Source organism: Paenibacillus chondroitinus NBRC 15376 (genome assembly GCF_004000765.1).
GTDB lineage: Bacteria > Bacillota > Bacilli > Paenibacillales > NBRC-103111 > Paenibacillus_E > Paenibacillus_E chondroitinus.
Genome location: NZ_BILW01000022.1, coordinates 63,860 through 87,364, shown reverse-complemented (window position 1 = coordinate 87,364; position 23,505 = coordinate 63,860). Strand labels below are relative to the sequence as shown.

Annotated in this window: 21 protein-coding genes; 19 read left to right on the top strand and 2 right to left on the bottom strand. The window is 42.0% G+C overall.

Annotated features, from left to right (window positions below):
* Positions 1-63: 63 nt before the first annotated feature.
* The 14 genes from PCH02S_RS22390 (at position 64) to PCH02S_RS22320 (ending at position 17,424) form a co-directional block, all read left to right on the top strand.
* Complete coding sequence (locus PCH02S_RS22390) at positions 64-1,824, top strand: ABC transporter ATP-binding protein (RefSeq protein ID WP_127456220.1); 1,761 nt, start codon at positions 64-66, stop codon at positions 1,822-1,824.
* The gene (locus PCH02S_RS22385; RefSeq protein ID WP_174806812.1) at positions 1,821-3,686 is read left to right on the top strand and encodes an ABC transporter ATP-binding protein; all 1,866 of its coding nucleotides are present in this window, start codon (positions 1,821-1,823) and stop codon (positions 3,684-3,686) included. Before PCH02S_RS22390 ends, PCH02S_RS22385 begins: the two co-directional genes overlap by 4 nt.
* Positions 3,687-4,219: 533 nt before the next feature.
* Positions 4,220-5,101: an NAD-dependent epimerase/dehydratase family protein gene (locus PCH02S_RS22380; protein ID WP_127456218.1), complete on the top strand. Its 882-nt coding sequence runs from the start codon at positions 4,220-4,222 to the stop codon at positions 5,099-5,101.
* A gap of 156 nt (positions 5,102-5,257) precedes the next feature.
* Positions 5,258-5,686, top strand: coding sequence for an NUDIX hydrolase (locus PCH02S_RS22375; RefSeq protein ID WP_164819692.1), 429 nt, complete (start codon positions 5,258-5,260; stop codon positions 5,684-5,686).
* 291 nt (positions 5,687-5,977) lie between these two features.
* Positions 5,978-6,787 (top strand): ElyC/SanA/YdcF family protein, encoded by an 810-nt coding sequence (locus PCH02S_RS22370; protein WP_127456214.1) that lies wholly within the window; start codon positions 5,978-5,980, stop codon positions 6,785-6,787.
* A gap of 49 nt (positions 6,788-6,836) precedes the next feature.
* Positions 6,837-7,547, top strand: a complete 711-nt coding sequence (locus PCH02S_RS22365; RefSeq protein WP_246069210.1) for an MOSC domain-containing protein — start codon at positions 6,837-6,839, stop codon at positions 7,545-7,547.
* 561 nt (positions 7,548-8,108) lie between these two features.
* A complete protein-coding gene (locus PCH02S_RS22355; protein WP_127456208.1) occupies positions 8,109-10,040 on the top strand; it encodes a fructose-1,6-bisphosphatase in 1,932 nt (643 codons plus the stop codon).
* A 119-nt stretch (positions 10,041-10,159) separates the two neighbouring features.
* On the top strand, positions 10,160-10,456 hold the full coding sequence (locus PCH02S_RS22350; protein WP_127456206.1) for a phasin family protein: 297 nt from the start codon (positions 10,160-10,162) through the stop codon (positions 10,454-10,456).
* 6 nt (positions 10,457-10,462) lie between these two features.
* Positions 10,463-12,139 carry an ABC1 kinase family protein gene (locus tag PCH02S_RS22345; RefSeq protein ID WP_246069209.1) on the top strand — a complete coding sequence of 559 codons (1,677 nt, stop codon included), beginning with the start codon at positions 10,463-10,465 and terminating at the stop codon, positions 12,137-12,139.
* Positions 12,140-12,580: 441 nt separating this feature from the next.
* On the top strand, positions 12,581-14,494 hold the full coding sequence (gene thrS / locus PCH02S_RS22340; protein WP_127456202.1) for a threonine--tRNA ligase: 1,914 nt from the start codon (positions 12,581-12,583) through the stop codon (positions 14,492-14,494).
* A gap of 164 nt (positions 14,495-14,658) precedes the next feature.
* On the top strand, positions 14,659-14,976 hold the full coding sequence (locus tag PCH02S_RS22335; RefSeq protein ID WP_127456200.1) for a hypothetical protein: 318 nt from the start codon (positions 14,659-14,661) through the stop codon (positions 14,974-14,976).
* A gap of 376 nt (positions 14,977-15,352) precedes the next feature.
* A complete protein-coding gene (locus tag PCH02S_RS22330) occupies positions 15,353-15,817 on the top strand; it encodes a phage tail protein (RefSeq protein ID WP_127456198.1) in 465 nt (154 codons plus the stop codon).
* 425 nt (positions 15,818-16,242) lie between these two features.
* Entirely contained in the window at positions 16,243-16,770 is a 528-nt protein-coding gene (locus PCH02S_RS22325) for a phosphatase PAP2 family protein (protein ID WP_127456197.1), read from the top strand.
* 30 nt (positions 16,771-16,800) lie between these two features.
* Entirely contained in the window at positions 16,801-17,424 is a 624-nt protein-coding gene (locus tag PCH02S_RS22320) for a DedA family protein (protein ID WP_127456195.1), read from the top strand.
* 283 nt (positions 17,425-17,707) lie between these two features.
* Here PCH02S_RS22320 and PCH02S_RS22315 read toward each other — a convergent pair whose 3' ends face one another.
* Positions 17,708-18,799, bottom strand: a complete 1,092-nt coding sequence (locus tag PCH02S_RS22315; protein WP_127456193.1) for a hypothetical protein — start codon at positions 18,797-18,799, stop codon at positions 17,708-17,710.
* A 226-nt stretch (positions 18,800-19,025) separates the two neighbouring features.
* Here PCH02S_RS22315 and PCH02S_RS35840 point away from each other — a divergent pair, with 226 nt between their 5' ends.
* Complete coding sequence (locus PCH02S_RS35840; protein WP_164819690.1) at positions 19,026-19,208, top strand: hypothetical protein; 183 nt, start codon at positions 19,026-19,028, stop codon at positions 19,206-19,208.
* A 473-nt stretch (positions 19,209-19,681) separates the two neighbouring features.
* Complete coding sequence (locus tag PCH02S_RS22310; RefSeq protein ID WP_127456191.1) at positions 19,682-20,377, top strand: CAP domain-containing protein; 696 nt, start codon at positions 19,682-19,684, stop codon at positions 20,375-20,377.
* Positions 20,378-20,497: 120 nt separating this feature from the next.
* Here PCH02S_RS22310 and PCH02S_RS22305 read toward each other — a convergent pair whose 3' ends face one another.
* Positions 20,498-20,773: a hypothetical protein gene (locus PCH02S_RS22305; RefSeq protein WP_127456189.1), complete on the bottom strand. Its 276-nt coding sequence runs from the start codon at positions 20,771-20,773 to the stop codon at positions 20,498-20,500.
* Between the two features lie 462 nt (positions 20,774-21,235).
* On the opposite strand from PCH02S_RS22305, the gene PCH02S_RS22300 reads away from it, so the two are divergent.
* The 3 genes from PCH02S_RS22300 to PCH02S_RS22290 all read left to right on the top strand — a co-directional run bounded on the left by PCH02S_RS22300 (position 21,236) and on the right by PCH02S_RS22290 (position 23,445).
* A complete protein-coding gene (locus tag PCH02S_RS22300; protein WP_127456187.1) occupies positions 21,236-21,943 on the top strand; it encodes a hypothetical protein in 708 nt (235 codons plus the stop codon).
* 316 nt (positions 21,944-22,259) lie between these two features.
* The gene (locus PCH02S_RS37040) at positions 22,260-22,538 is read left to right on the top strand and encodes a VanZ family protein (protein WP_164819689.1); all 279 of its coding nucleotides are present in this window, start codon (positions 22,260-22,262) and stop codon (positions 22,536-22,538) included.
* Between the two features lie 340 nt (positions 22,539-22,878).
* Positions 22,879-23,445: an RNA polymerase sigma factor gene (locus PCH02S_RS22290; protein WP_127456185.1), complete on the top strand. Its 567-nt coding sequence runs from the start codon at positions 22,879-22,881 to the stop codon at positions 23,443-23,445.
* Positions 23,446-23,505 lie beyond the last annotated feature (60 nt).

The window sequence follows — 23,505 nt, the reverse complement described above, 5'->3', positions numbered from 1 at the left end:
CAAATGGAACAAGGACAAATGCTGAGTACTTCCATTACATACGTCGGGGGGATTGCTTTACTCATGTTAAGAATCTTTAGCAAACTAAGACTAAATGAATGGATACAAGTCGTGATCAGCCTCGTGTTTATTGTCGCACAGGTTTATCTCGACTTGAAGTTGCCGGATTATATGTCCGAAATTACCCGGCTGGTACAGACACCTGGCAGCGAAATGAGCAACATTTGGATTCATGGAGCGTATATGCTGCTCTGCGCGCTTGGTAGTTTGCTGTCTGCCGTCATTGTAGGATTTTTTGCCTCCCTTATCGCGGCTTCGTTCTCACGGCAGTTACGTACTTTGCTGTTCAACAAGGTAGATTCTTTTTCAATGGAAGAAATCAATCGATTTTCAACTTCCAGCTTAATCACGCGTTCTACAAACGACATCACGCAAATTCAATTGCTTGTAACTATGGGATTACAATTAATAGTCAAAGCACCTATTATGGCGGTATGGGCGGTTACAAAAATCGCGGGCAAGGGTTACGAATGGTCACTGGCAACCGGATGCGCGGTGTTGATTCTGGTTGTTGTGATCGCGTTTATTATGATTTTTGTATTACCGAAATTCCGGAAAATGCAGACCCTTACAGATAATATGAACAAGGTTACCCGTGAAAACCTCACCGGAATTCGCGTTGTTCGTGCCTATAATGCTGATGATTACCAAGAAGCAAAGTTTGAAAAAGCCAACGAGGAATTGACGGGGACTCAACTCTTTACGACTCGTGGTTTGGCTTTTATGCTGCCAGTGATGAGCATGATTATGAGTGGCTTATCTCTTTCGATTTATTGGATTGGCGCGTATCTGATCGATTCCGCACAAGTGGCGGATAAACTGACCATATTTTCCAATATGGTTGTATTTTCATCCTACGCCATGCAGGTTGTAATGTCATTTATGATGCTGGCCATGATGTTTGTCCTGCTGCCGAGAGCAGCCGTGTCAGCCAAGCGTATCAATGAAGTGCTGGATACACGGCCGATCATTGCCGAAGGTTCACAAACCGAAGGAAAGCCAGGGGTGATCGGTGAGGTCGAGTTCAGAAATGTTAGTTTTAAATATCCCGGAGCGGCGGATTATGTTTTACATAATGTCAGTTTCTCCGTAAAGCAAGGTGAGACCGTCGCCTTTATCGGTTCAACTGGCAGCGGCAAATCGACGCTTGTCAATTTGGTTCCACGCTTTTTTGACGCCACGGAGGGCGAAGTGCTAGTTGACGGTGTGAATGTAAAGGAGTATGTCGAAGAAGCGTTATACAATAAAATCGGTTATGTTCCACAAAAGGCGGTACTGTTCAGAGGCACGGTCAGTTCAAATGTGGGTTACGGTGAAAACGGAAAAGATACCACTACAGCAGAGCAAATAAAAAATGCCATTTCCATTGCTCAGGGTACGGATTTTATTGAAGCCATGGAGGGGCAATATGACGCGGCCATATCTCAAGGCGGTACAAACTTGTCAGGTGGACAAAAACAACGATTGTCTATTGCCCGCGCTGTCAGCCGGAATCCGGAAATCTATATCTTTGACGATAGTTTCTCTGCACTGGATTACAAAACGGACCGTGTGCTGCGTAGCGCACTCAAGAAAGAAACGGCAGGAGTTACAAGCATGATTGTCGCGCAGCGTATTGGTACCATTATGGACGCTGACCAGATTATTGTACTAGACGATGGTAAAGTGGTCGGGAAAGGGACGCACAAAGAGCTTCTCGCGACTTGCGAGGTTTACAAGGAAATTGCTAAGTCACAACTTAGTGAGGAGGAGCTTGTATCATGAGTGAAAACACACACAAAAGACCTGCAGGAATGGGGGGACCCGGCGGTATGGGTGGCCAAGGCAGGATGGGGGCCCCGGTTGAGAAATCGAAAAATTTCAAAGCGACTTGGATAAAATTGATTCGATATTGCAAGTCTTATCTCCCAGCTATCCTGATTGCACTTGTAATGGCTGCCGCCGGTACTGTGTTACAGATTATTGGACCCAACAAAATCAAGGACATGACGAACGAGATTGCCAAAGGGCTTCCGGTCATGATCAAAGGCGAGACGGTGCATGGCAGTATTGATATACCCGCGGTTGTAAACATTGCCTGGCTTCTTGTGTTTTTCTATGCAGGCTCAACGATCCTGAGTTTTGCGCAGAGTTATATCATGGCGACCGTAACACAGAGAATATCAAAATCAATGCGGACGGACATTTCTCAAAAAATCAACCGCTTGCCCCTCAAATATTTCGATAGGACGAGCAATGGCGATATCCTCAGCCGCGTCACAAACGATGTGGATGCCATTGGGCAAACCATGAACCAAAGCATCGGGCAGTTGGTTACCGCAATTGCGATGTTTGTTGGCTCGCTCATTATGATGTTATATAACAGTTGGATTTTGGCCTTGACCGCTGTAGGCTCCAGTCTAATAGGTTTTGCTTTGATGATGATCATCGCAAAAATATCACAAAAATTTTTTATCGCTCAGCAAGCGGGGCTCGGAAACATCAACGGACACATTGAGGAAATTTACTCCGGACACCATGTTGTGAAGGTCTATAACGGCGGTAAAGAGGCAAAAAAAACCTTTGAAAAATTTAATGGAGATCTGTACCAAAGCGCATGGAAGTCGCAGTTTTTATCGGGCTTGATGATGCCGTTGATGGGCTTTATCGGAAATATCGGGTATGTAGCCGTTTGCGTAGTAGGCGCAGTTTTAGCGATGAACGGAAGCATTTCTTTTGGTGTCATTGTCGCATTCATGTTGTATATCCGCCTCTTTACACAACCGCTTTCACAGATGGCACAGGCAATGAACAACCTGCAACGGACAGCAGCGGCTGGAGAGCGTGTCTTTGAATTTTTGGACGAGCAAGAGCTTACTGACGAGAGCCAAAAAGTAAAAACCTTGCAAAACGTGAAAGGCAATGTTGAGTTTAAGAACGTTAAATTTGGGTATGAGCCTGAAAAAATAATTATCCATGATTTTTCGATTCAGATAAAGGCAGGGCAAAAGGTAGCCATTGTCGGCCCGACTGGCGCAGGGAAGACCACGATCATCAATCTGCTCATGAGGTTTTATGAGTTGGACGGCGGTGAAATCCTGCTGGATGGCACGCCGACTAATCAGGTGACGAGGGAAAACGTCCATCAGCAATTTGGTATTGTCTTGCAGGATTCATGGCTGTTTGAAGGCACCATCAAAGAAAATATCGTTTACAGCAAGCAAGGCGTTACGGATGAGCAAGTCGTCAATGCTTGTAAGACCGTAGGCTTACACCATTTCATAAAAGCTTTACCAGATACATACAATACCGTTTTGAATGACAAAGCAAGTCTGTCTGAAGGACAAAAGCAGCTTATTACGATTGCGCGCGCTATGATTCAAAATGCTCCGCTACTCATTCTGGACGAAGCAACCAGCTCGGTAGATACCCGAACCGAACGCATCGTGCAAACGGCAATGGAAAAACTAACGGAAGGTAGAACTTCTTTTGTGATCGCTCATAGGCTTTCGACCATTAAAAACTCCGATCTGATTCTGGTCATGAAAGGCGGCGACATCATCGAAAGCGGCAATCATGAGGAGTTATTAACTCAAGGTGGATTCTACGCTGAACTCTATAACAGCCAATTTGAAGAAATGGCATAGTTATTTCGAACAATAGGACTAATCATACCGAACAAAATGCCACCTGGAACTCTTGCAAGTCTCAGCAGGCAACAAATTACCTATCCATCACAAACAACTGTCGGTTTTCCCGTCAGTTCTCCATTCGGTACAATGAAAGCGCATACTGCTTTCCTCAAAGGAGAATTGAACATGAACTTTGACCTGAACGTTGTACCTTTCAGCCGGAGAGAATCCTTTTGGTCAAATAAGGCCCTGTAGTTCCGCTTGACGCGGAAACGGGCTTAATTTGTTAGAATAACGCCCTGTAGTTCCTCCAAGTGGCCAGCCAGTTTACCTCACCTATGAGGATGCCCCCTCCGCCAGATGTCTCAGTAGCGCTGAATTTTTAGCTGTGTTAGGTGGTCTCCACCGCCAAAATTCGCTCACACTGGGCTCTATTTCATTTGAACTGGCAGCCGGCTGCTTTTTTTGTTGACCGAATGAGCAGGTTTGTTCAATATTTTCGCGAATACTGGTAGGAGACAAAGCACATTTAGTGGGAGTGAAAATTCATGAAAATTTTTGTGGCTGGAGCTACTGGAGCTGTCGGGCGTATTTTGCTTCCAAAATTGATTCATGCAGGTCATGAAGTAATCGGAATCACGCAAAGTGAGAGTAAGAAAGCTATCATCGAGAATACGGGAGCAAAAGCATTAATTGCTGATGTCTTTGATCGTGAGTCAATACGGTCCGCATTAGATGAATCTCAACCTGAGGTTGTCATTCATCAATTGACTTCTTTGAGTAATCGTAATTTTTCAGATAATACAAGGATACGTAAAGAAGGCACACAAAATTTGGTAGATGCCGCTATTTCAGTTGGCATCAAACGCATCATCGCACAAAGCATCTCTTGGGCATATGAACCGGGAGAGAGACCGGCAAGCGAAGATGAACCCTTACATGTAGTAGCCGAGGAACCTCGGAAATCAACGATTGATGGCATATTAGCTTTGGAAAATGAAGTGTCAAAAATACCACAACATGTAATCTTACGCTATGGAATGTTCTATGGTCCGGGCACTTGGTATGAGCGTGATGGATTTATGGCAAAACTAATACATCAAAGACAGGTTACTGCTACTGAAGGGGTCACTTCTTTTCTTCATGTTGAGGATGCCGCTGAGGCAGCACTTTTGGCCTTACAATGGCCTTCAGGACCAGTGAATATTGTGGACGACGAACCAGCAAGAGGAACTGACTGGCTTCCGGTTTTTGCACAAGCTTTAGGAGCACCTACCCCTGAAACTACTTCAAATAGCAACGCTTGGGAGCGAGGGGCATCGAACAGGAAGGCTCGGCAGGAATACGGTTGGAAACCGCTATACCCGACTTGGCGGACAGGCTTTAGCGGTAGTCTGGTTGATGAAAACAATTCAATGTTAGATCAATGAGGAACATTAGTTTAATAAACGAGGGAGCAGATCGCCACATGGTGACTGCTCTTTTGTTTCGTTGACGAAAAGGGAGATTAGCGTGGCCAATATAGAACTTATTCCATTTATTTCCGTCTATAATTGAGTAGTCATTATTCATAAGGGGGCATTACTTTGCCTAAGTTAATTGGCGCGGCAGCAATCATTTTAGATTCTGAGGATAAAGTATTATTGGTAAAACATAGCTATGGCAAAAATAATTGGGATCTGCCTGGAGGAAAAGCTGAGGAGGATGAATCAGCGCAGGAAACTGCCAAAAGAGAAGTTCACGAAGAAGTAGGGCTAGAAGTCGGGATTGGTCAATTAACTGGTATATACTACGACCCGAACTATGACATGCATCATTTTGTGTTTCTTGCGAATAACGATGCTAACCAAATACCTCAACCAAGCTCGCCTGAAATTTTAGAATGCAGATTCTTCTCAAGAGATGAACTTCCTAAACCGATTAGTGATTTCACTTGTAAGCGTATTGAGGATGCATTAAATCATGAAAGACAGCATTTTTTCCATACTGTGGGACCGAGACAGTGGATTGAATAACGGTTTGTTCGACTATGAAGAACGTTGGTTCAAAACAAACAAAGTGTTTATCTATCTTTTGAGGAGAGTGTGAAATTGAGATTTTTGAATAACGGATATTTAAATGGATTTTATGCTGTATTGTTAGCCGTAGTATCTATTTTCACAGGGGAAATCGTAACTTTTATTATGCTCGGATTCATATTCATGGCCTTATTGAACATTAACTCAACTCTGAAAAAGATACTTGATAAAAAAAGTTAAGATTACTAATCTATAAAAAGATTGTCGTTTACTTATGGAGGTCAATAAATGGATCTATATAAAATTGCAGATAACATAAATTTAATAAGTGATTTTCTTGGAATAAGAGATATAGACACTTTAACCAGTGATGCTCTAGAAGAAAAATATAAATTTTCACAAGCGGATCTACTCATATTATTCGGTGCTAGTATAGCACATGGTTGTGACGTAGTAGGTAAAGCCGTATCTAATAATATTGCCAAAAATTTTATGATTGTTGGTGGAGAAGGACACACCACAGAAAGTTTACGTAGAGCTATTCATAGTGTTTTACCCGAAATAGTAACTGCGGGAAAAATGGAAGCAGATATTATGAGCGAGTATATGAAACGAAAGTATGATATTGACAACATACTGATTGAACGTAATTCAACGAATTGTGGAAATAACGTTACTTACGCATTAGATGTTATCAAACAAAATAATCTTTCCCTAAACAATATTATTATTGTTCAAGACGCAACGATGCAGTGTAGAATGGATGCTGGTTTTCGTAAGTATCTCCAAGATTCAGAAGTTGAAGTAATAAATTTTGCTTCGTATAAGGTTAGGGTTGTGATCAAAAATGAAAATTTGGTAATTGAACCGTCAGATATTTGGGGTATGTGGGATATAGAAAGATATATTTCATTATTGATGGGAGAAATTCCGAGATTGTTAGATGATAATAATGGATATGGCCCTAATGGAAAAAACTATATTGCACACGTTGATATTCCTAACGATGTATTGAAAGCATTTGAAGAGTTAAAAGTGGAGTATGGAGATTTAGTTAGAGTTGCTAATCCTCTGTATGCTTCAAAAACGTTTGAATAAGGGAATATACTATAAAATAGCTATTATTAAGTTATGGAGGCGAAAACTTTTGCTTGTTGGTGAAATCAGTGAAATAACACGATATCCTGTAAAATCATTTGCGGGAGAAAGCTTGGACGCTTGTAGCGTAGATACATATGGGTTGTTTGGTGATCGTTTTTGCGCTTTTTTGGATGAATCAAAAGAGGGGTGGAATCGTTTTATTACGGCTAGGGATATCCCTAAAATGCTCGGTTATTCGGCTAGATTAATTGATAACGAAATAAGTGTGACATCTCCAAACGGAGAAATTTTTAGCTGGAATGAAGATCTTTTAAAAGAAGTTCAAAGCTACACCAATAGAGAAATATCTAAGGGGGACTATAGAGCACCAAATCCTCAAGACCCCAAACTTATGTCTGTTGATACTGCTAACATTCTTATCGTTACAGATGCTTCGTTGCGTAAACTTGAATCGATATGGGGAAAGCCATTAGATAAACGTCGGTTTAGAGCTAACATTATCTTGTCATTAGATGAAAACACGATGGATGAAACTGCTTGGATAGGAAAACAATTATCAATTGGCGATGTAAAATTAAAAGTAGAATCAAATTGTGAGCGGTGCTCAATCATTACGCTTGATCCTGATACCCTAGAGAGGGATGTTACTCTGCTAAAGAAAGTAAATGAGCAAATGAATTTATGCTTCGGCTTATATGCATCAGTTATTAACCCAGGGCAAATTCATGTTGGTCTGAAAGTTTATTTATCTGATTGAAAGCTCGGATTATAAATTTTATAGAGTGAATAGCTAGACATAAGTCGTACAATTATTTGGCAAGTAATTTAACAGGTCGATTAATGAATATTATGGATTTATATAGAGCAATAACAAATCACTGAGAAATGTTAGATATACCTAGATATGATGCTGCAAAAGCCGAGATGGAACGCGGTGAACTCGTATATCCCATAGAGGTCTACAACATTGGTGATGGAAAGCTTCGGTTGAGTCAGGGCAATCATCGTCTTTGGGCCGCAAGAGAAATGGGGTATGAGGTAGTACCAGTTAATTTTCTCTAAACGAAAGAAAATGGAGAGTCTGTATCTATTGTTTGCTTCTTCTAGATTTTTAGCTCCATAGCCCTCTGCTGTGGGGTATTTTTCTGCCATTTAATTATAGGGCGGAGAAATTCCATTATGTTGTAAGTTTGGATTTATTCAGATAGAAGCTTATTGTTCCACTCATTTCAGGGAAATCTAATACCAAATGTTTTCCCACTACTGTTTACAGTAAACATAATACATCACCATATTTCCTTGAAGGGGGACATCTGTTTTGGATGCGCAGTTTCTAGATTTATTGGCCCTGGAATATGATACGGAAGAAAAAGTTGTAACAGAAATCATCAACCTAGAAGCGATCTCCAATCTTCCCAAGGGAACTGAGCACTTTGTCAGTGATTTGCATGGGGAGTTCCAGGCTTTTCAGCATGTATTAAGAAATGGTTCGGGTACTGTAAAAGAGAAAATAAAAGCCTTATTCCGTGAGGTTTGGACGGAGCAAGAAATCAATGAGTTTACGGTGCTAGTTTATTATCCGGAAGAAAAAATACAGTTGGTTAAAGGTGATCTGTGCAATCATCAAGCCCTGAACCGTTGGTACAGACAAACGATTGAACAAATGCTGATGCTCATTTCTAATTCCTCTTCCAAGTATACGCGGTCAAAATTGCGTAGAGCTCTTCCGGAGCAGTTTGTATATATTGTAGAAGAGCTTTTATACAAGACGGATTCAACCAACAATAAGGACCCTTATTATGAGGAAATATACCGGCAGATTATATCTTTGGGCCAGGCGGACAAGCTCATTATCGGCCTTGCTTATACGACCCAGCGCTTGGTGGTTGACCATCTTCATGTGGTCGGAGATATTTATGACCGCGGGCCGGACCCCGATAAAATTATGGACACGCTGATCAACTACCATTCTGTCGATATTCAATGGGGGAACCATGATGTCCTATGGATTGGCGCCTATGCGGGCTCCCTGGTTTGCCTTGCGAACATTATCCGGATCTGTGCCCGATACGACAATCTGGATATCATCGAAGATGTCTATGGCATCAATCTTCGCCCACTGCTGAACTTGGCGGAGAAATACTATGATGACAATCCGGCCTTTCGACCGAAGCTGCAGACTGACCATAACGGTTCGGAGCAGGAGATTCTGCAGATTACCAAAATTCATCAAGCCATTGCCATGATCCAGTTTAAACTTGAAATCCCTATTATCAAGCGACGTCCCTACTTTAATATGTCTGAAAGACTTTTGCTCGAACAAATCGATTACGACAAAAATGAAATCAAAATCGGCGGTAAAACGTACCCGCTGGAAAATACCTGTTTCGCAACTGTAAATCCACAGCAGCCTGAAAAATTGCTGGAGGAAGAACAGCAGGTGTTGGAAAAGCTGCTCTTCTCCGTTCAGCATTCCGAAAAGCTGGCCCGGCATATGAATTTTTTTATGAAACAGGGCAGCCTTTATCTGAAATATAATGGGAATTTGTTATTTCACGGCTGTATTCCTTTGGATGAAGAAGGAAACATGGAAGAAATGCAGATTGAAGACAAGACGTATTCGGGCCGTAAGCTGCTCGATGTTTTTGAATATTATTTACGTTACGCCTTTGCGCATCCGGAAGAGACAGATGATCTGGCAACGGATATGGTATGGTACATCTGGACAGGGGAATGTTCCTCGCTCTTTGGAAAGAGAGAAATGACCACCTTTGAACGATACTTTATCCAAGATAAAGAAAGCTATAAAGAGAGAAAAAATCCTTATTATCATTTGCGTGAAAATGAGGAGATCTGCCGGAAAATCCTGCTGGAGTTCGATTTGAATCCGGATCATGGACATATCATTAACGGCCATACGCCAGTTAAAGAAATTCGAGGAGAGAGCCCCGTTAAAGCAAACGGAAAAATGGTGGTCATCGACGGCGGTTTTTCCAAAGCCTATCAATCCACAACGGGCATCGCCGGATACACCTTGTTGTACAATTCCTTTGGCATGCAGCTCGTTGCCCATCAGAAATTTAAATCTAAAGAAGATGTGTTATGTAACGGAGCGGACGTATTGTCTGTAAAAAGGCTGGTGGACAAAGAACTGGAGCGGAAGCTGGTGAGGGAAACCAACGTCGGGGAGAAGCTGCTGCAGAGGATCTCGAATTTGAAAAATCTCCTGGAATATCGCTATATGAAATGAAACAACGATTTTTTACGTTTGAAAAAAGAGCTTATCTTTGATTTCTGCTCCGCATACATATCATTGGCATCTAATGGAAATCATAATGCTTAATTATTGTTTGTAGAGGAGTGCTTGGGATGAATGATTTAATCAAGAATGCAGTGTCGCTTGGTCTGGGACTCACGATTGTGACCAAAGAAAAGCTGGAAACCTACGTTAAAGAGCTTGTAGTAAAAGGAGAAGTTGCCCCTGAAGAGTCGAAGGCGCTGGTGGCAAAGTTAATCAAGAAAGGTGAGGAGCAGCAGGACGCTCTTAAAGAAATCGTACGCGTACAGCTTCAGAAGCTGCTGGTTGATTTGCACCTGGCGACCGAGGAAGATATTAAGCGGCTAGAACAACGCATCGACCAATTGGAACACAAGCTACAGGCTTAGCCCATTATGAGGAAAAGGATACGGCAGTTACAACGATACCGGGATATTGTTATAGCTTTGGTTCGCCATGGTTTCGGATTCTTGGTAGAAGAGTCAGATCTGCTGCAGCGTCTTCGTATTCCAATTAGAAGATTTCAAGTGCATGACGATGCAGACCGTAAATCGCTGGGACTACGAATCAGGGATGTCGTTGAAGAGCTCGGACCCACCTTTATCAAACTGGGGCAGATCGCCAGCACTCGCATGGATCTCCTTCCGGAAGACATTGTTAAGGAGTTGCAGAAACTTCAGGATGATGTGAAGCCCATCCCTTACAAACAGGTGCAGGAAATCATTCAGGCTGAACTAGGACAAAGCATCGAGACGATTTATGACCGATTCGAAGAGCAGTCACTGGCAGCGGCTTCAATTGGGCAAGTGCACCTTGGCGTGCTCCACACCGGTGAACGTGTGGCTATCAAAATCCAACGGCCTCAAGCCGGAGAATCCATTCGGATTGATCTCGAAATTCTAGCGGATTTGGCAGCGATGGCTGAGCGACGCTTCGCATGGGCTCGCCGGATTCAAATGGAGGTCCTCATTGCGGAATTCGGCAAATCGCTCTTAAATGAGCTGGACTATACCAAAGAGGCTAGGAATGCAGAGAAAATAGCTGATCAATTCAAAGATGTCGCTCATATCAATGTGCCGCTGATTTATAGCGACTACTGCTCGAAAAAAGTTATGACGATGCAGTATATTGAAGGTGTTCGGCTGTACCAAGAGGATCAACTCGACGCATATGGGTATAACCGAGCGCGAATTGCCAATCGGCTCATTCAAACATTGTTTCATCAGATATTCGTTGAAGGTTTGTTTCATGCCGATCCTCATCCTGGGAACATCGTCATACAGCCGGGCGAAGTAATCGCTTTACTTGACTTTGGCATGGTGGGCAGGCTCACTTCGGAGTCAAAATTTCATTTTTCCTCCCTGATTATTGCTCTCATGCGCCAGAACACCGATGGGGTGATTAAGGCGATCTATCGGATTGGACTTATTGACGAGGAACTCGATATGGAGGAACTTCGGTTTGATATTGAGGAGCTTAGAGAACGATATTTTGGAGTCCCTCTTAGTCGTGTAAGCCTGGGGGGGATCGTCAATGATCTGTTCGAGGTGGCGTACAAGTACCATATTCGTGTTCCGGCGGATTTTATCTTATTAGGGAAAACGCTGTTAACGATTGAAGGGGTTGTTACGAAGCTAGATCCTACGATCAGTATTGTAAAGATAGCGGAACCATTCGGTCTCCAACTGCTGTTGGAACGACTTCGCCCGAAAAATCTGACATCAAGTTTACTTAGAGACGTCACGGATTATGGGTCCTTGCTGATTGATTTTCCAAGACAGTCCCGAGAGTTCTTTTCACAGATAAAAAAAGGGAAACTGCATGTGAATATTAGTGTCACTGATGCCTATGATTTCCTGCGCAAGCTGGATCGCATTGGCAATAGGATCACATTCGGCATCGTTCTCTTGTCTTTCAGTCTCATTATGATGGGACTCATCATCGGTTCTTCCATTGTTGGACGGAAGCATTATTTTTTGTTGAACGTGCCAACGATTGAAGTTGGATTTGTACTGGCATCCTTAATGAGTCTCTGGCTGCTATTTTCGATTTTTAAATCGGGCAGATTCTAGATGAAGAACTTCTTCAGAGTTTGAAACTTTTATATAATCATTTTTTCCCTTGACTTTTAAGAGCACGACTAAGTAATATGATAAAAGTAAACACAACAATAATAAGGCATTGACCAAAGACATGATTTCCTTCACGAACTGTCCAGAGAGAGAAGTTCAGGCTGAAAGCTTCTCCTGTTACCGGCTGTGAAATTACCCCTTTGTAGCCGTGTCGTTGAACCCGTCGATCTGTTCGTCGCGGCAGTAAACGTCACCGTCTTATCCCCGATACTGGATACCAATAAGGACCTTGCAACTGCTACTTTGGAGAACAGCCAAAGAATGACACGCTGCAGGTTAAATTAGGGTGGAACCACGAGCTGAACGCACTCGTCCCTTTGTGGGAGAGATGCGTTTTTTTGCGTTCAAACATAATGAAAAACTAGAAATGGAGGCTAAATCATGGAGATCAATGTATCATTGCCAGATGGAACAATTAGGAGGTATCCCCAAGGTACGATAATCGAACAAGTGGCGGAATCCATTAGTTCAGGTTTGAAGAAAAATGCGGTAGCTGGAAAGATCAATGGCAAGCTCGTTGATCTTGATCAACCGATCGAGCCTGATAGCCTTGTCGAAATCGTCACTCTTGACAGTAAAGAAGGCCTCGAGATATACAGGCACACTACGGCACATGTAATGGCTCAATCCATTAAACGCATATATGGAGATAAGGCAGTCAAGCTAGGAATCGGACCGGTCATTGAAGATGGATTTTATTATGATATTGATATAGAAAAACCTCTTTCTATTGATGATCTTGCAGCTATTGAAAAAGAGATGGAGAAAGTTATCCAAGAAAACCTGCCCATTGTTCGCCGGGTTGTCAGCCGCAGAGAAGCGATACTGACATTCGAGGAGCTCGAAGAACCGTTGAAATTAGAACTCATTCGCGACCTGCCAGAAGAAGCTCTCATTACCATTTATGATCAGGGTGAGTTTTTTGATCTATGTCGGGGGCCGCATCTTCCATCTACTGGCCGGATAAAGGCGTTTAAGCTGATGAACGTGGCGGGAGCCTACTGGCGTGGAGATTCCAATAATAAGATGCTGCAGCGCATTTATGGGACTTCATTTCCGAAGAAGGCACAGCTTGAAGAGCACTTACATGTTCTTGAAGAAGCCAAAAAACGTGACCACCGCAAGCTTGGTAAAGAGCTAGAATTATTTATGTTCTCTGAAGAAGCACCTGGGATGCCTTTCTTTCTTCCTAAGGGGATGGCCATTCGTAATGAGCTTGAAAACTTCGCGCGTGAATTACAGCGGCAGCGCGACTACGCTGAAGTACGTACACCACTTATGATGAATAATCGTGTTTGGGAGCAATCGGGACACTGGGATCATTACAAAGATAACATGTACTTCACCAATGTTGATGAAACAAAGTTTGCGCTTAAACCGATGAACTGCCCGGGACACATGCTTATTTTTAAAAACAGCCTACATTCCTACCGGGAATTGCCGATCCGTCTTTCCGAATTTGGCCAGGTTCACCGCCATGAACTTTCCGGGGCGCTTAACGGGATGATGCGGGTCCGTACATTCTGTCAGGACGACGCACACCTATTCGTTTTACCTGAACAAATTGAGGATGAAATTAGCCGTGTCATTGCCCTAATTGATCATGTTTACCAAGTTCTCGGTTTTGAGTACAAGGTTGAGTTATCTACCCGTCCTGAAGATTCAATGGGTTCAGATGAGCTATGGCAGCAGGCTGAACAATCTTTACAAAATGTCCTTGATAAACTTGGTATCGACTATCATGTCAATAAAGGCGATGGGGCATTCTATGGACCCAAGATCGACTTTCACATTTTAGATGCGCTTAAAAGGAGCTGGCAGTGCGGGACTATCCAACTGGATTTCCAGATGCCCGAGAAATTCGATCTTTCTTACATCGGAGAGGATAACCAGAAGCACCGGCCTGTCGTTATACATCGTGCTATCTATGGATCTATTGAGCGATTTATCGGCATGTTAACTGAACATTTTGCTGGAGCTTTCCCGCTATGGCTTGCACCCGTCCAGGTGAAGTTATTGCCGGTTTCGGAGAACTATATCGACTATGCTCTGCAAGTGAAGAAATCACTAGAAGAGACAGGTATTCGGATTGAAGTAGATGTGAGGAATGAAAAACTCGGGTATAAGATTCGTGAAGCCCAACTCGAAAAAGTACCGTATATGCTCGTTCTCGGTGAGAACGAGAAGAATTCCGATAGTGTGTCTGTGAGAAAACGGGGTGAAGGGGACCTTGGATCAAGAAGCATCATGGAAATTATTGGGCAGATTAATGAAGAAATTCGTGATAAAAAATAAGTGAATATTGGTGTTTGGGGGCTGTTCTAATTGAACAGCTTCTCTTTTTAATTTGTAGTCTCATAAAATAAAGGACCATTATTAAAATTTAATTTTTCATTATTTGGTTTATTTTGTATGATCAGTGGACCGTATTTATCACCTCAGGGACAAGCGTTAGCGAGATGACTCCTTCAGATGTTATGGCGATCTCTAAGCATCTGCCGGTGCTGTATTTCTACAATTTTGAGGATCATGGCTGGGGCTTCACTCTTCATCATCAAGGCGAAGCCGTTTCTGCGTTCGACTTGTCGTATGAGCAAGAGGAAGTCGACCTCATGAATTATGTCCAGGGCAAATTTCCGGATCAGAATGCCGTCGAACTCTTATATATTAGCCCTGATTTCTTTGGCATCTGTTCGAGGCGGAGACCATCGCACAACTTGAGCGGAAGCACGCCATGGTGGATGACTTCAAAGCAATCCTTGGTATCGAAGAGATAAGTTGGGTTCGCGCAGATCGATTGGAATGGTTCGATTCATAATACGTGAACTCAAGTGAAACATCATACGTTATCGGAAAAAGATAGTTTAATTATGACATGACGGCAGCCATACAATGGCTGCCGTTTTTCGTGTCACGGTAAACTTCTAAACAGTATCACTTTTTGATACATTTAATAGTTAGTATAAATGTATCAAGAGAAAACAAAATCATTGGAGGTATGAAAATGAGCACGATTATCAGAAAATGAAAATATCGCGAAAGTAGTATCCCATCCTATTGGAAGGATGGTCGCTTATTGGACTGTTACAATCTCTAATGGAAACACAATTGAAAACAAATTATTTGATCTATTCATAAAAAGGAGTGTTGATAATGTCTTATATCGTTGATTTCAAAAATCTATCTTCGGTTGGTTTAGAGTCTTCACCTGTAGCAGAAGCGCTCACTGGTTTACGAGCTAATGAAGCGCGTTACTTTATGAACAAATACAAACATGAATTTACGGTCGTACCCGCTAGCGAAAGTCAGGAGAACATTGATTATGTGAACCGCATTTTGAAAGAACGTGATATTTCATTTGCGGCCAAACCTTTAGAAACGTCGCGTTTTCAGGTAGAAAATATCCAGTTTACCTACGTCTTTTATGAGGATGGTCTTGGGATCAATGTCATGTATACGGTTGATGACCCTAAGAAACGGGCTGTTGGGTTTAAGCTCTCTGAGGGGATGGAGGTACCAAAGGAGCTAGAGGAGAAAAAGTTTAAGTTTGCCAGACAGAAGTCTAAACTAGCTGGAACGATTCGGGGCTCGTTTTTTGTAATTAAAGGACAATATTAAGCAAGAAAAGCGTAAGAGTGGCAGAAACCAGCCAATATGCGAGATGGCACATATTATTCATTTAAACAAGATACATGACTTAAACAAACTACAAATTGAGGCTACCGCTGTGAAAACGAGTGGTAGCCTCATTAATCTTTCACAAGCATGGTTGAAGATCTAACATGATCAACCGTATCAGAAATAGCGCCTCTTGCAGGAATAATGTACCAAGACCAAAGTCCAGTACGAAACTAAACCTCAGACAGTTATCGCTACTTTACTTATCTGCTAATCTTAATGTCGTAGACAACAACTCGAGAATCAGTATTTTTTGTTTTTGCCTAGATTCAAGAATGAAAGATGTAAGGACGGGCGGCAGTCCAAATGGAGGAACAATGAACAGACAATATAGGACTAATGATGAATTTACTAGGAAGAGAAACATGCAATGGTTAAGGAAGGTCGATCACAGTATATTTGTCTGGTGCAATCAAAGGGTTAATCATTTTGTTTTAGATTGGTTGTTCGGACTGATTACCCACATGGGCGGCGCGTCGTTTACGATTCTATGTACCATGTTAATTATATGGCTTGCACCCAATGATTGGGGATCAGTAGGTCTGCAAATTTTAGCGGCATTGAGTTTCAGTCATGTAATTGTCGTTATGATTAAGAAAAAGATGCGCAGAAATCGTCCATTTCGCGTCTTGCAGCAAGTGAGAGTAGGAAGATTTCCGCTTAAGGATTACTCGTTTCCATCTGGACATACCACCGCCATTTTTGCATTCGTGACTCCTTTTCTTTTCCTATCTTCACAAGGAGTTGCTCTGTTATTGATTATTTTTGCAGGATTGGTTGCCTTTTCACGTGTTTATTGGGGATATCACTACCCAACGGATTGCGTGGCAGGAGGTACGATCGGAATGGGTTCTGCTTTGCTGGTGGTTTATTTGACGAATATAACAGGATAAGCAAATAATAAACACTCGAGGAGCGTAATTATGGAGTGGATTAGATATCTCTATGAGCAGTATGGGTATTTTGTATTAATTTTTGGATTGTTTGCTGAATCATTGGCACTGCCTTTCCCTGGAGAATTGGCAATGGCGATCGCTGGACACATGTCTACTGTTGGAAGTTTAAATATTTTAATTGTGATCTTTTTTTCTTATTTTGGAGCTATAGCTGGTACAACGGTAACTTATTATTTGGGCAATAAACTTGGTACACCATTCTTTGAAAAATATGGAAGGTTCTTTTTTCTGAACCAAGAACGAATCATTACGATCACGAAATGGTTTCATAAATATGGCAACAAACTCATCCTTGTCAGCTACTTTATCCCAGGTTTACGGCACTTCACTGGCTACATGTCAGGTATTCTGAGGGTTCGCTTAAGCACCTTTATCTTCTACAACTTCACGGGCGGACTCATTTGGGTATTGGTTTATGTGATGATCGGGAAAACTTTTGGTTTAAAAATAGAGCAAATGCTTCACCTCATTTCGCAATACTCCCTAGCAGCAATTATTGTATTGGTGGTTGGAGTGGTGATAGGATTTCATATTAAGCATTATAAAGAAGCAATTTTAGATTGGATACGAACATTAAGCTGGCTTAAATGATAAAGGAAAAGCGTTCACTCATTAATTTTGGGTGAACGCTTTTTTCTATTGATAAATCTCAGCCTTCGATACCTTCAACTGGCCCGAGGCCTGGCGGGAAGCGCATAGATCGTGGGGGCTGTTTCTCCAGCGGTGACCATTCGCTGTTTGAGCACCTCGCGCAAATGCACCCGCACTTCCTCGTGCGATTGTTTATCGACAAGGTTGCGCTGATTCAAACCCCGAGAACCAATCGAATCATAACCGGTAATGATACAGGGCATAAAATGGGAAAAAACTAGGTTTAAGTAGGTTGATTAATCTGTTCATCTATTTCTGATAGTATCTCTTCTCCTAAAGCTTCTACCACAGTATAATCCGTTATTTTAACATAGAAGGCTTTAATTTGAGCATCAATGGCTTCAGCAGACGCTAAGAAGGAAGTGGCTTCCTTCATTTTGGCGGAGTACCGTTCTTTAATTTCAGCGATTTCTACTGCATATGCTTCATCGGTACCGGGGGACATTGTTAGCGTATACATATCCAGGATTTCATCCCCATTGCGTTCAGGAAAGTATTCATGAGGGGCCGTGCTGTCAAAAATGGCTGTGCTAAGCTCAGGGAAAATTAGCATATCAAGGCTGTTCGGATCAAAGCCGCAATGAAAAATCTGGACTTCTATACCGTTCGTTTCTGCTGCGGCAGCAAGCTTTTTGAGCAATGTCGATTTTCCAGAGCCCGGTCTTCCTTTAATATAAATCCTTCTCTCTAGGGGCATCGTCAGTCGTTGAATGAAATCGAAAGCACCTTTCGGTGTTGCAGCACCAAAAAACAAGTGACGACCGATGACCGGTATCGTTTTCTCTTGTCCATCGTAAAGTTCTTTGATTAATCCCTGCGCAACTACATCCGCCTTCTCGAAATCCATGCTCTCGATATAATAGCTTTCCCATTCGTCATGAATCTTCAACGCAGTTAAGAAAGTCTCATAAGCTTTGTCATAGGCAGCAGCAAGCTCACCTTGTAGATTTTCAATCGTGGACAGCTGCTCTGAGAGAAGAAGTTTGCTGTCAACGGCCCGCCCAAGATCGATCTTGACGATTTCACAATCCGGAATACCCTCGCAAACACGCCCGTCGATAAGACCAACCTTAAGTTCAGTTGCGATGATGCCATCCAGTTCGTTTGGCCGAAGCGGAGAATGAAAGCATTGCACATGCTTGCCTATATCCAATAAATGATCCGATATTTTACGAAGAATGGTGGATTTTCCTGTTCCTTGTGGACCCGAGAGGACGAATATCTTATTTAGTCCATCAAAAGCGGATTGATACAAGAAATGAGCTCCGCGTGCTGTATTACCTCTTGCAAAGTAATGGGATGATTGATCAGTCAACTTGAAACACTCCTTTTTACCTGTTCTTTACACCGATAAAAAAGTGGGCAGAATAGGGTGTATGGGATAAATAGATAAATGCCTATGGTTTTTGTATATTCGGAAAAGTGTTTAGATGTGAAAGGACAAACATCGCATGTAGCATTGCAGGAGACGTGGAATTACACCGCCGCATGTACTGGACGTTTACTATCCCAACCAAAATATTGGTTCATGGTTACAGCACATGGAGGGGGGGATCGATCAGTTCGGCGACCCTGTGAACGTAATCGCAACCGATGGAGAAGCATTGGTTCAAATCATGCATCAATCAGCCTCAATGGAAGAAGCCGTGCAATGGGGGCTTAATGATATCGGGGTGAAGTCAGAAAATCTAAATCACAACGAGTTCGCTCGCTCTACTCAGTGATTTCACTGCACTGTCGACTGGTTGTACGATCTCTTTGTTGGTAGATGATGTCTTCGTATTTTGTTCTAAAGCCGATTGATTCATGCTGCCGAGCTGAACGTTTTTATTCCACAAAATTTGTTTGTTTAACCTTACATATAACGAACATAGTAAAAATTCGGTTTACTAACGTATTCTCTTGATAGTCTTCAACAAAGACGAATCTCTAGTAAGCCCGATTGGGGTTTCATACAAATGTCTGACATTTCAAATCAAAAATGCAACACAAAAGATAGAGCACTTGCCCATTGTGCAGCTGCTCTTTTTGAAATGAAATATCAAACACAGATCCGGAAGAAAAAGAAGCCGCCGACTAAGTTATATTTTATTTGAGTCTAATTTAATTAAGGTCTGAATAAAACAATGGGACTTTACAAAACCTTTATTTGATATCGTTACACATTAACGGTTCAGGAGGGATTGTTATTAAACCATTGGTCATAATAGCAGCGTTGCTACTAGTTACGGGTTGTTCGAGTAATAATTCGACAAACAATCAATTGAACGCTAAACAAACGAAGATTGAAACTCATGCTCCTAATGCTGCTTCAACGTCAACCTTAACTCAAGCATCATCCATTTCTACTGAGGGTGCAGGAAAATCATCTATTACGATTAAACAAGTACCCAATGAAGCTTCAAATTGGTTGGATTGGTTCCAAAGTAACTATGGACCGGCTGAAAGCCCTGCGAATCAAATCGTAAAACCACAACAGCCCGCTAATCCGCAAGTGTCTGTAAATCCGCAAGAGTCCGTAAATCCATCCCAATCCGCGCAGCAAGTTTTGGATCTGGTGAATCAAGAAAGAACGAAAGCAGGCTTGAATTCCCTTAGCATGAACAGCAGTCTCACGAAAGTTGCTATGGCTAAGGCTCAGGATATGTACAACAATAATTATTTCGATCATCAGTCTCCGACTTATGGATCCCCGTTTGATATGATGACTGCATTCGGGGTCACATATAACTCTGCAGGGGAAAACATCGCCAAAGGCCAGAGTAGCCCGACGGAAGTCATGAACCAATGGATGAACAGTCCTGGTCATCGTGCCAACATCCTGAATAGCAGCTACACCCAAATCGGGATAGCTTACTATAATGGCGAGTGGGTTCAGGAATTTATTGGATAGTGTTGGGTGACAAGAACATGGTTTCATTAAAAGTCGCAGGTTATGCGGCTTTTTTATTTTGTGTCCACAAGTTACGGAGGGAATAAATGCAAAAGACGCGGTCAAGAAGCCGCGCTGACATTATTTACTCGATTCGATTTGATCTACCGTAATTAATTTTGCCGTTGAAAATTCCCTCCATACAGCGTCTTTTGCATCCGAAAAATAATTACTGTAGTTGGCTTTGCGTACAAGGGTATAAATCAGAACAGGCTTCACCGGATCTTCCGTAATCGTAACTGGATTAGTCAGCGGAGGTGTATAGTAGGTTGGGATTACATCGTACGCTTTTAGAAGCATTGATTTTAGTTTTGATTCATCGAACTGTGGGATGTCTGCAGGTAATGTGCCTTTCAAGGAGTTGCTTCAAGAGGCTACTCCGGATAGTTTAAAACGAATCAGTATGTATATTCGGTCAAATCCACAAGAATTTGTGGAAATGAAAGACTGAGTTACAGGTCAGATTGTTACCCTTATGAGGGGCGTTAGTTCAACGCCAAACTTGTGAAAATTGGAAACAAAATAGAATTGGCTGTGCCATGCGCGGAGAGAATCCGTTGGCAATTACAGAGTTGAGAAGCGGGATATTTAATACAACAGTAACTTTGAGTGCTTCCTACTAATATCTATAGAATAACAGTAATATACTTCTATTTGGAAAATTTTATTGTTAGGAAGATGTGCTTGTATGATTGCGTTCGCAACCTTATCGTGGTTAAGTATAATTTATTATGAAATGAAATTCGTTAATGCTTTCAGTTTATCGTTATAAAGCAAAATAAACAGTCATAAAAAAGTGAAGGGAGATGCAGACAGATCATGAAAAAGAGGTTGGTACTTGTCATAACTTTGGCTTTTTGTGTAGGGACTTTGGTTTGGGTGAAGTACTCTGCCAGTGCCGAGACGAATACACCGAAAGAAAACACAATTACCTTGTTTGAAAACACGACACTGCTAAGCGATAACGGGAATACGCTCGGGATACTGGCTCCCCAAACGGTTACAATTCTTAAAACAAGCCAACGGAGAGTAGGGCATGGGGAAGGGTATTTTGTACCTATCTACCAGATCTCTACTTGGGTCGGCAAGGCGTGGATTATGCCATTCAATGCGGCGCTTGGGGAGCAAGTTCCGTCTCATGCGAATCTTGAATTATTCGGTGTTGAACCGATATACTTCGATCCTGGTCTTACTAATCCGACTTGGATTCAATTAGCACCCCAAACCGTCAAAGTCAAGTCGAAATGGGGAGACCGTTATCTGATTGAAACACAGAAGGGCGATAGGTGGATCTCTCCTCGCTACGAATCTTTGTACGGTGTGGAGGAGGTAGATCGTGAGGTTCAACTTCAAAGTGAGATAAAGTTACTTCGCTCCCCCTCTGGGTTGGAAACCGGGGCAGCATTGAGCCCCCAAAAAGTAAAAGTGAATGCAGTGTGGCGCGATTGGTATCGCACAGAATCGTGGCTCGGGCCAGTGTGGTTCAAACTACCGGATACGGATACAACTATCGAGCAGTCAAAATAACAAACAAGTTTTTGAATGGAAAATATTTAGACCTCTAAGCTAACGAGAAACTATAAAATTGACCGTGATCGATTGGCGTGCGGCTTTTTCTTTCTATGTCCTCAAGTTCTTGTCAAAATAAGATGACAAGAACTTGGGGACATTCCCGTTTTTGACAAGAACATTATGACATTCCCGACCAATCGTGCAAAGATTTCGATTGAAAATGTAATCTTAATAATGTCTGCTGCTCTTTTGTGAGTTAAATGACACACATGCATGGACGGTATCCGCGTTACGCTAACGGGAGATAAGTTCCAATATATAGTAGATAAGGGTGAGTAAATTGGTGTTAGGAGGGAGAGTTTGGGTAAAATTAATTCAAAGCATATCTTCATTGTATACTATTAAAACATTTATAATTTCGTTCGCGAGCATTCTTGGTATTGAAATAATTCAATTTGTAACCTATTTAGGATCAGCGGATATTGATGATGTGCTTCTAAACTTGATTGGAAGTGTAATGGGATATGCTGTTTATATGATTTATAGAGCACTTAAGTATAAACTGACAAAGCTTATTGAAACTAACCATGCTACAGAAAATGTGGATTAAGAGCAATAGGGAGAGACTTAGGTAATTCAATGATCCCTATTTAGAAGATTGACAAACTAAATGATATTGATGTCAGCAATAAATAATTTCTAACTAAATATTATAAGCAGAAAGAGGGCACGAGTTTATACTTTGTTAATAAACGATTTAGAGGGATTCAATAAGCTTGGTTTAGAATAAGTAGTAAGGAAGCAATAAAGAGAGTAAAAAATCCCAATAAGATAACATGTCCTCTCTACATTATGGGGAGTGAATTGCAAAAGAGCCCTTAACCTGAGAAATAGAGTCTACAGCGAAAATGTAAATTCAAGGTGGCTTATCTGATTCAAAGAGGTGAAGTATGGAGACGACCGGTGTCCATGTATTAAAACATATGAACTATTTGTCTGAAACAACCGATCATAAGGCGGTCCTTCACAATTTAATGGAAGCCTACGGGAATGATGTATGGAATTATGCATTTACTATTTGCCGTAATACGGATTTGTCCGATGACATTACACAAGATTGTTTCCTGAAGGCATATCGCAATTTGACGACATTCCGCGGAGACGCTTCAGTAAAGACCTGGCTACTCACTATAACGCGTAATACCGCTTATGATTATTTACGCAAAGCATTCTGGCGTAAAGTCACACACGTCGGGTTTATTCAGTCTGCCGGAACCTCAGATTCTGCTGAGAACGAAGTGATGGAGAAACTTAATGCCAGGGATATGTGGAAAAATGTAATTTCTCTGCCTCCAAAGTATCGAGAAATTTTGATTTTGCATGCACATAATCAACTCTCGACTAAGGAAATAGCAGCCGTTCTTAACATTTCGGAGGGGACTGTGAAATCCAGACTCCATCGTGCCAGAATGAAGGTGATCGAGCTGAAGGCGCTTGCAGCGTGTGAACTCTCTTAAAAGGACAACAACTTAAATGCTTTATCAGCCGCGTAAAATGCGGTTTTATTATTTTAAGGG

Excerpts from the sequence above, each read along its gene's own strand:
- PCH02S_RS22325 (WP_127456197.1), top strand. The coding sequence starts at position 16,243 with ATGCAATGGTTAAGGAAGGTCGATCACAGTATATTTGTCTGGTGCAAT.
- PCH02S_RS22300 (WP_127456187.1), top strand. The coding sequence starts at position 21,236 with ATGAAAAAGAGGTTGGTACTTGTCATAACTTTGGCTTTTTGTGTAGGG.
- PCH02S_RS22335 (WP_127456200.1), top strand. The coding sequence starts at position 14,659 with ATGACTCCTTCAGATGTTATGGCGATCTCTAAGCATCTGCCGGTGCTG.
- PCH02S_RS22370 (WP_127456214.1), top strand. The coding sequence starts at position 5,978 with ATGGATCTATATAAAATTGCAGATAACATAAATTTAATAAGTGATTTT.
- thrS (WP_127456202.1), top strand. The coding sequence starts at position 12,581 with ATGGAGATCAATGTATCATTGCCAGATGGAACAATTAGGAGGTATCCC.
- PCH02S_RS22330 (WP_127456198.1), top strand. The coding sequence starts at position 15,353 with ATGTCTTATATCGTTGATTTCAAAAATCTATCTTCGGTTGGTTTAGAG.
- PCH02S_RS22345 (WP_246069209.1), top strand. The coding sequence starts at position 10,463 with ATGAGGAAAAGGATACGGCAGTTACAACGATACCGGGATATTGTTATA.
- PCH02S_RS22380 (WP_127456218.1), top strand. The coding sequence starts at position 4,220 with ATGAAAATTTTTGTGGCTGGAGCTACTGGAGCTGTCGGGCGTATTTTG.
- PCH02S_RS22290 (WP_127456185.1), top strand. The coding sequence starts at position 22,879 with ATGGAGACGACCGGTGTCCATGTATTAAAACATATGAACTATTTGTCT.
- PCH02S_RS22320 (WP_127456195.1), top strand. The coding sequence starts at position 16,801 with ATGGAGTGGATTAGATATCTCTATGAGCAGTATGGGTATTTTGTATTA.
- PCH02S_RS22350 (WP_127456206.1), top strand. The coding sequence starts at position 10,160 with ATGAATGATTTAATCAAGAATGCAGTGTCGCTTGGTCTGGGACTCACG.
- PCH02S_RS22385 (WP_174806812.1), top strand. The coding sequence starts at position 1,821 with ATGAGTGAAAACACACACAAAAGACCTGCAGGAATGGGGGGACCCGGC.
- PCH02S_RS35840 (WP_164819690.1), top strand. The coding sequence starts at position 19,026 with ATGGAGGGGGGGATCGATCAGTTCGGCGACCCTGTGAACGTAATCGCA.
- PCH02S_RS22390 (WP_127456220.1), top strand. The coding sequence starts at position 64 with ATGTTAAGAATCTTTAGCAAACTAAGACTAAATGAATGGATACAAGTC.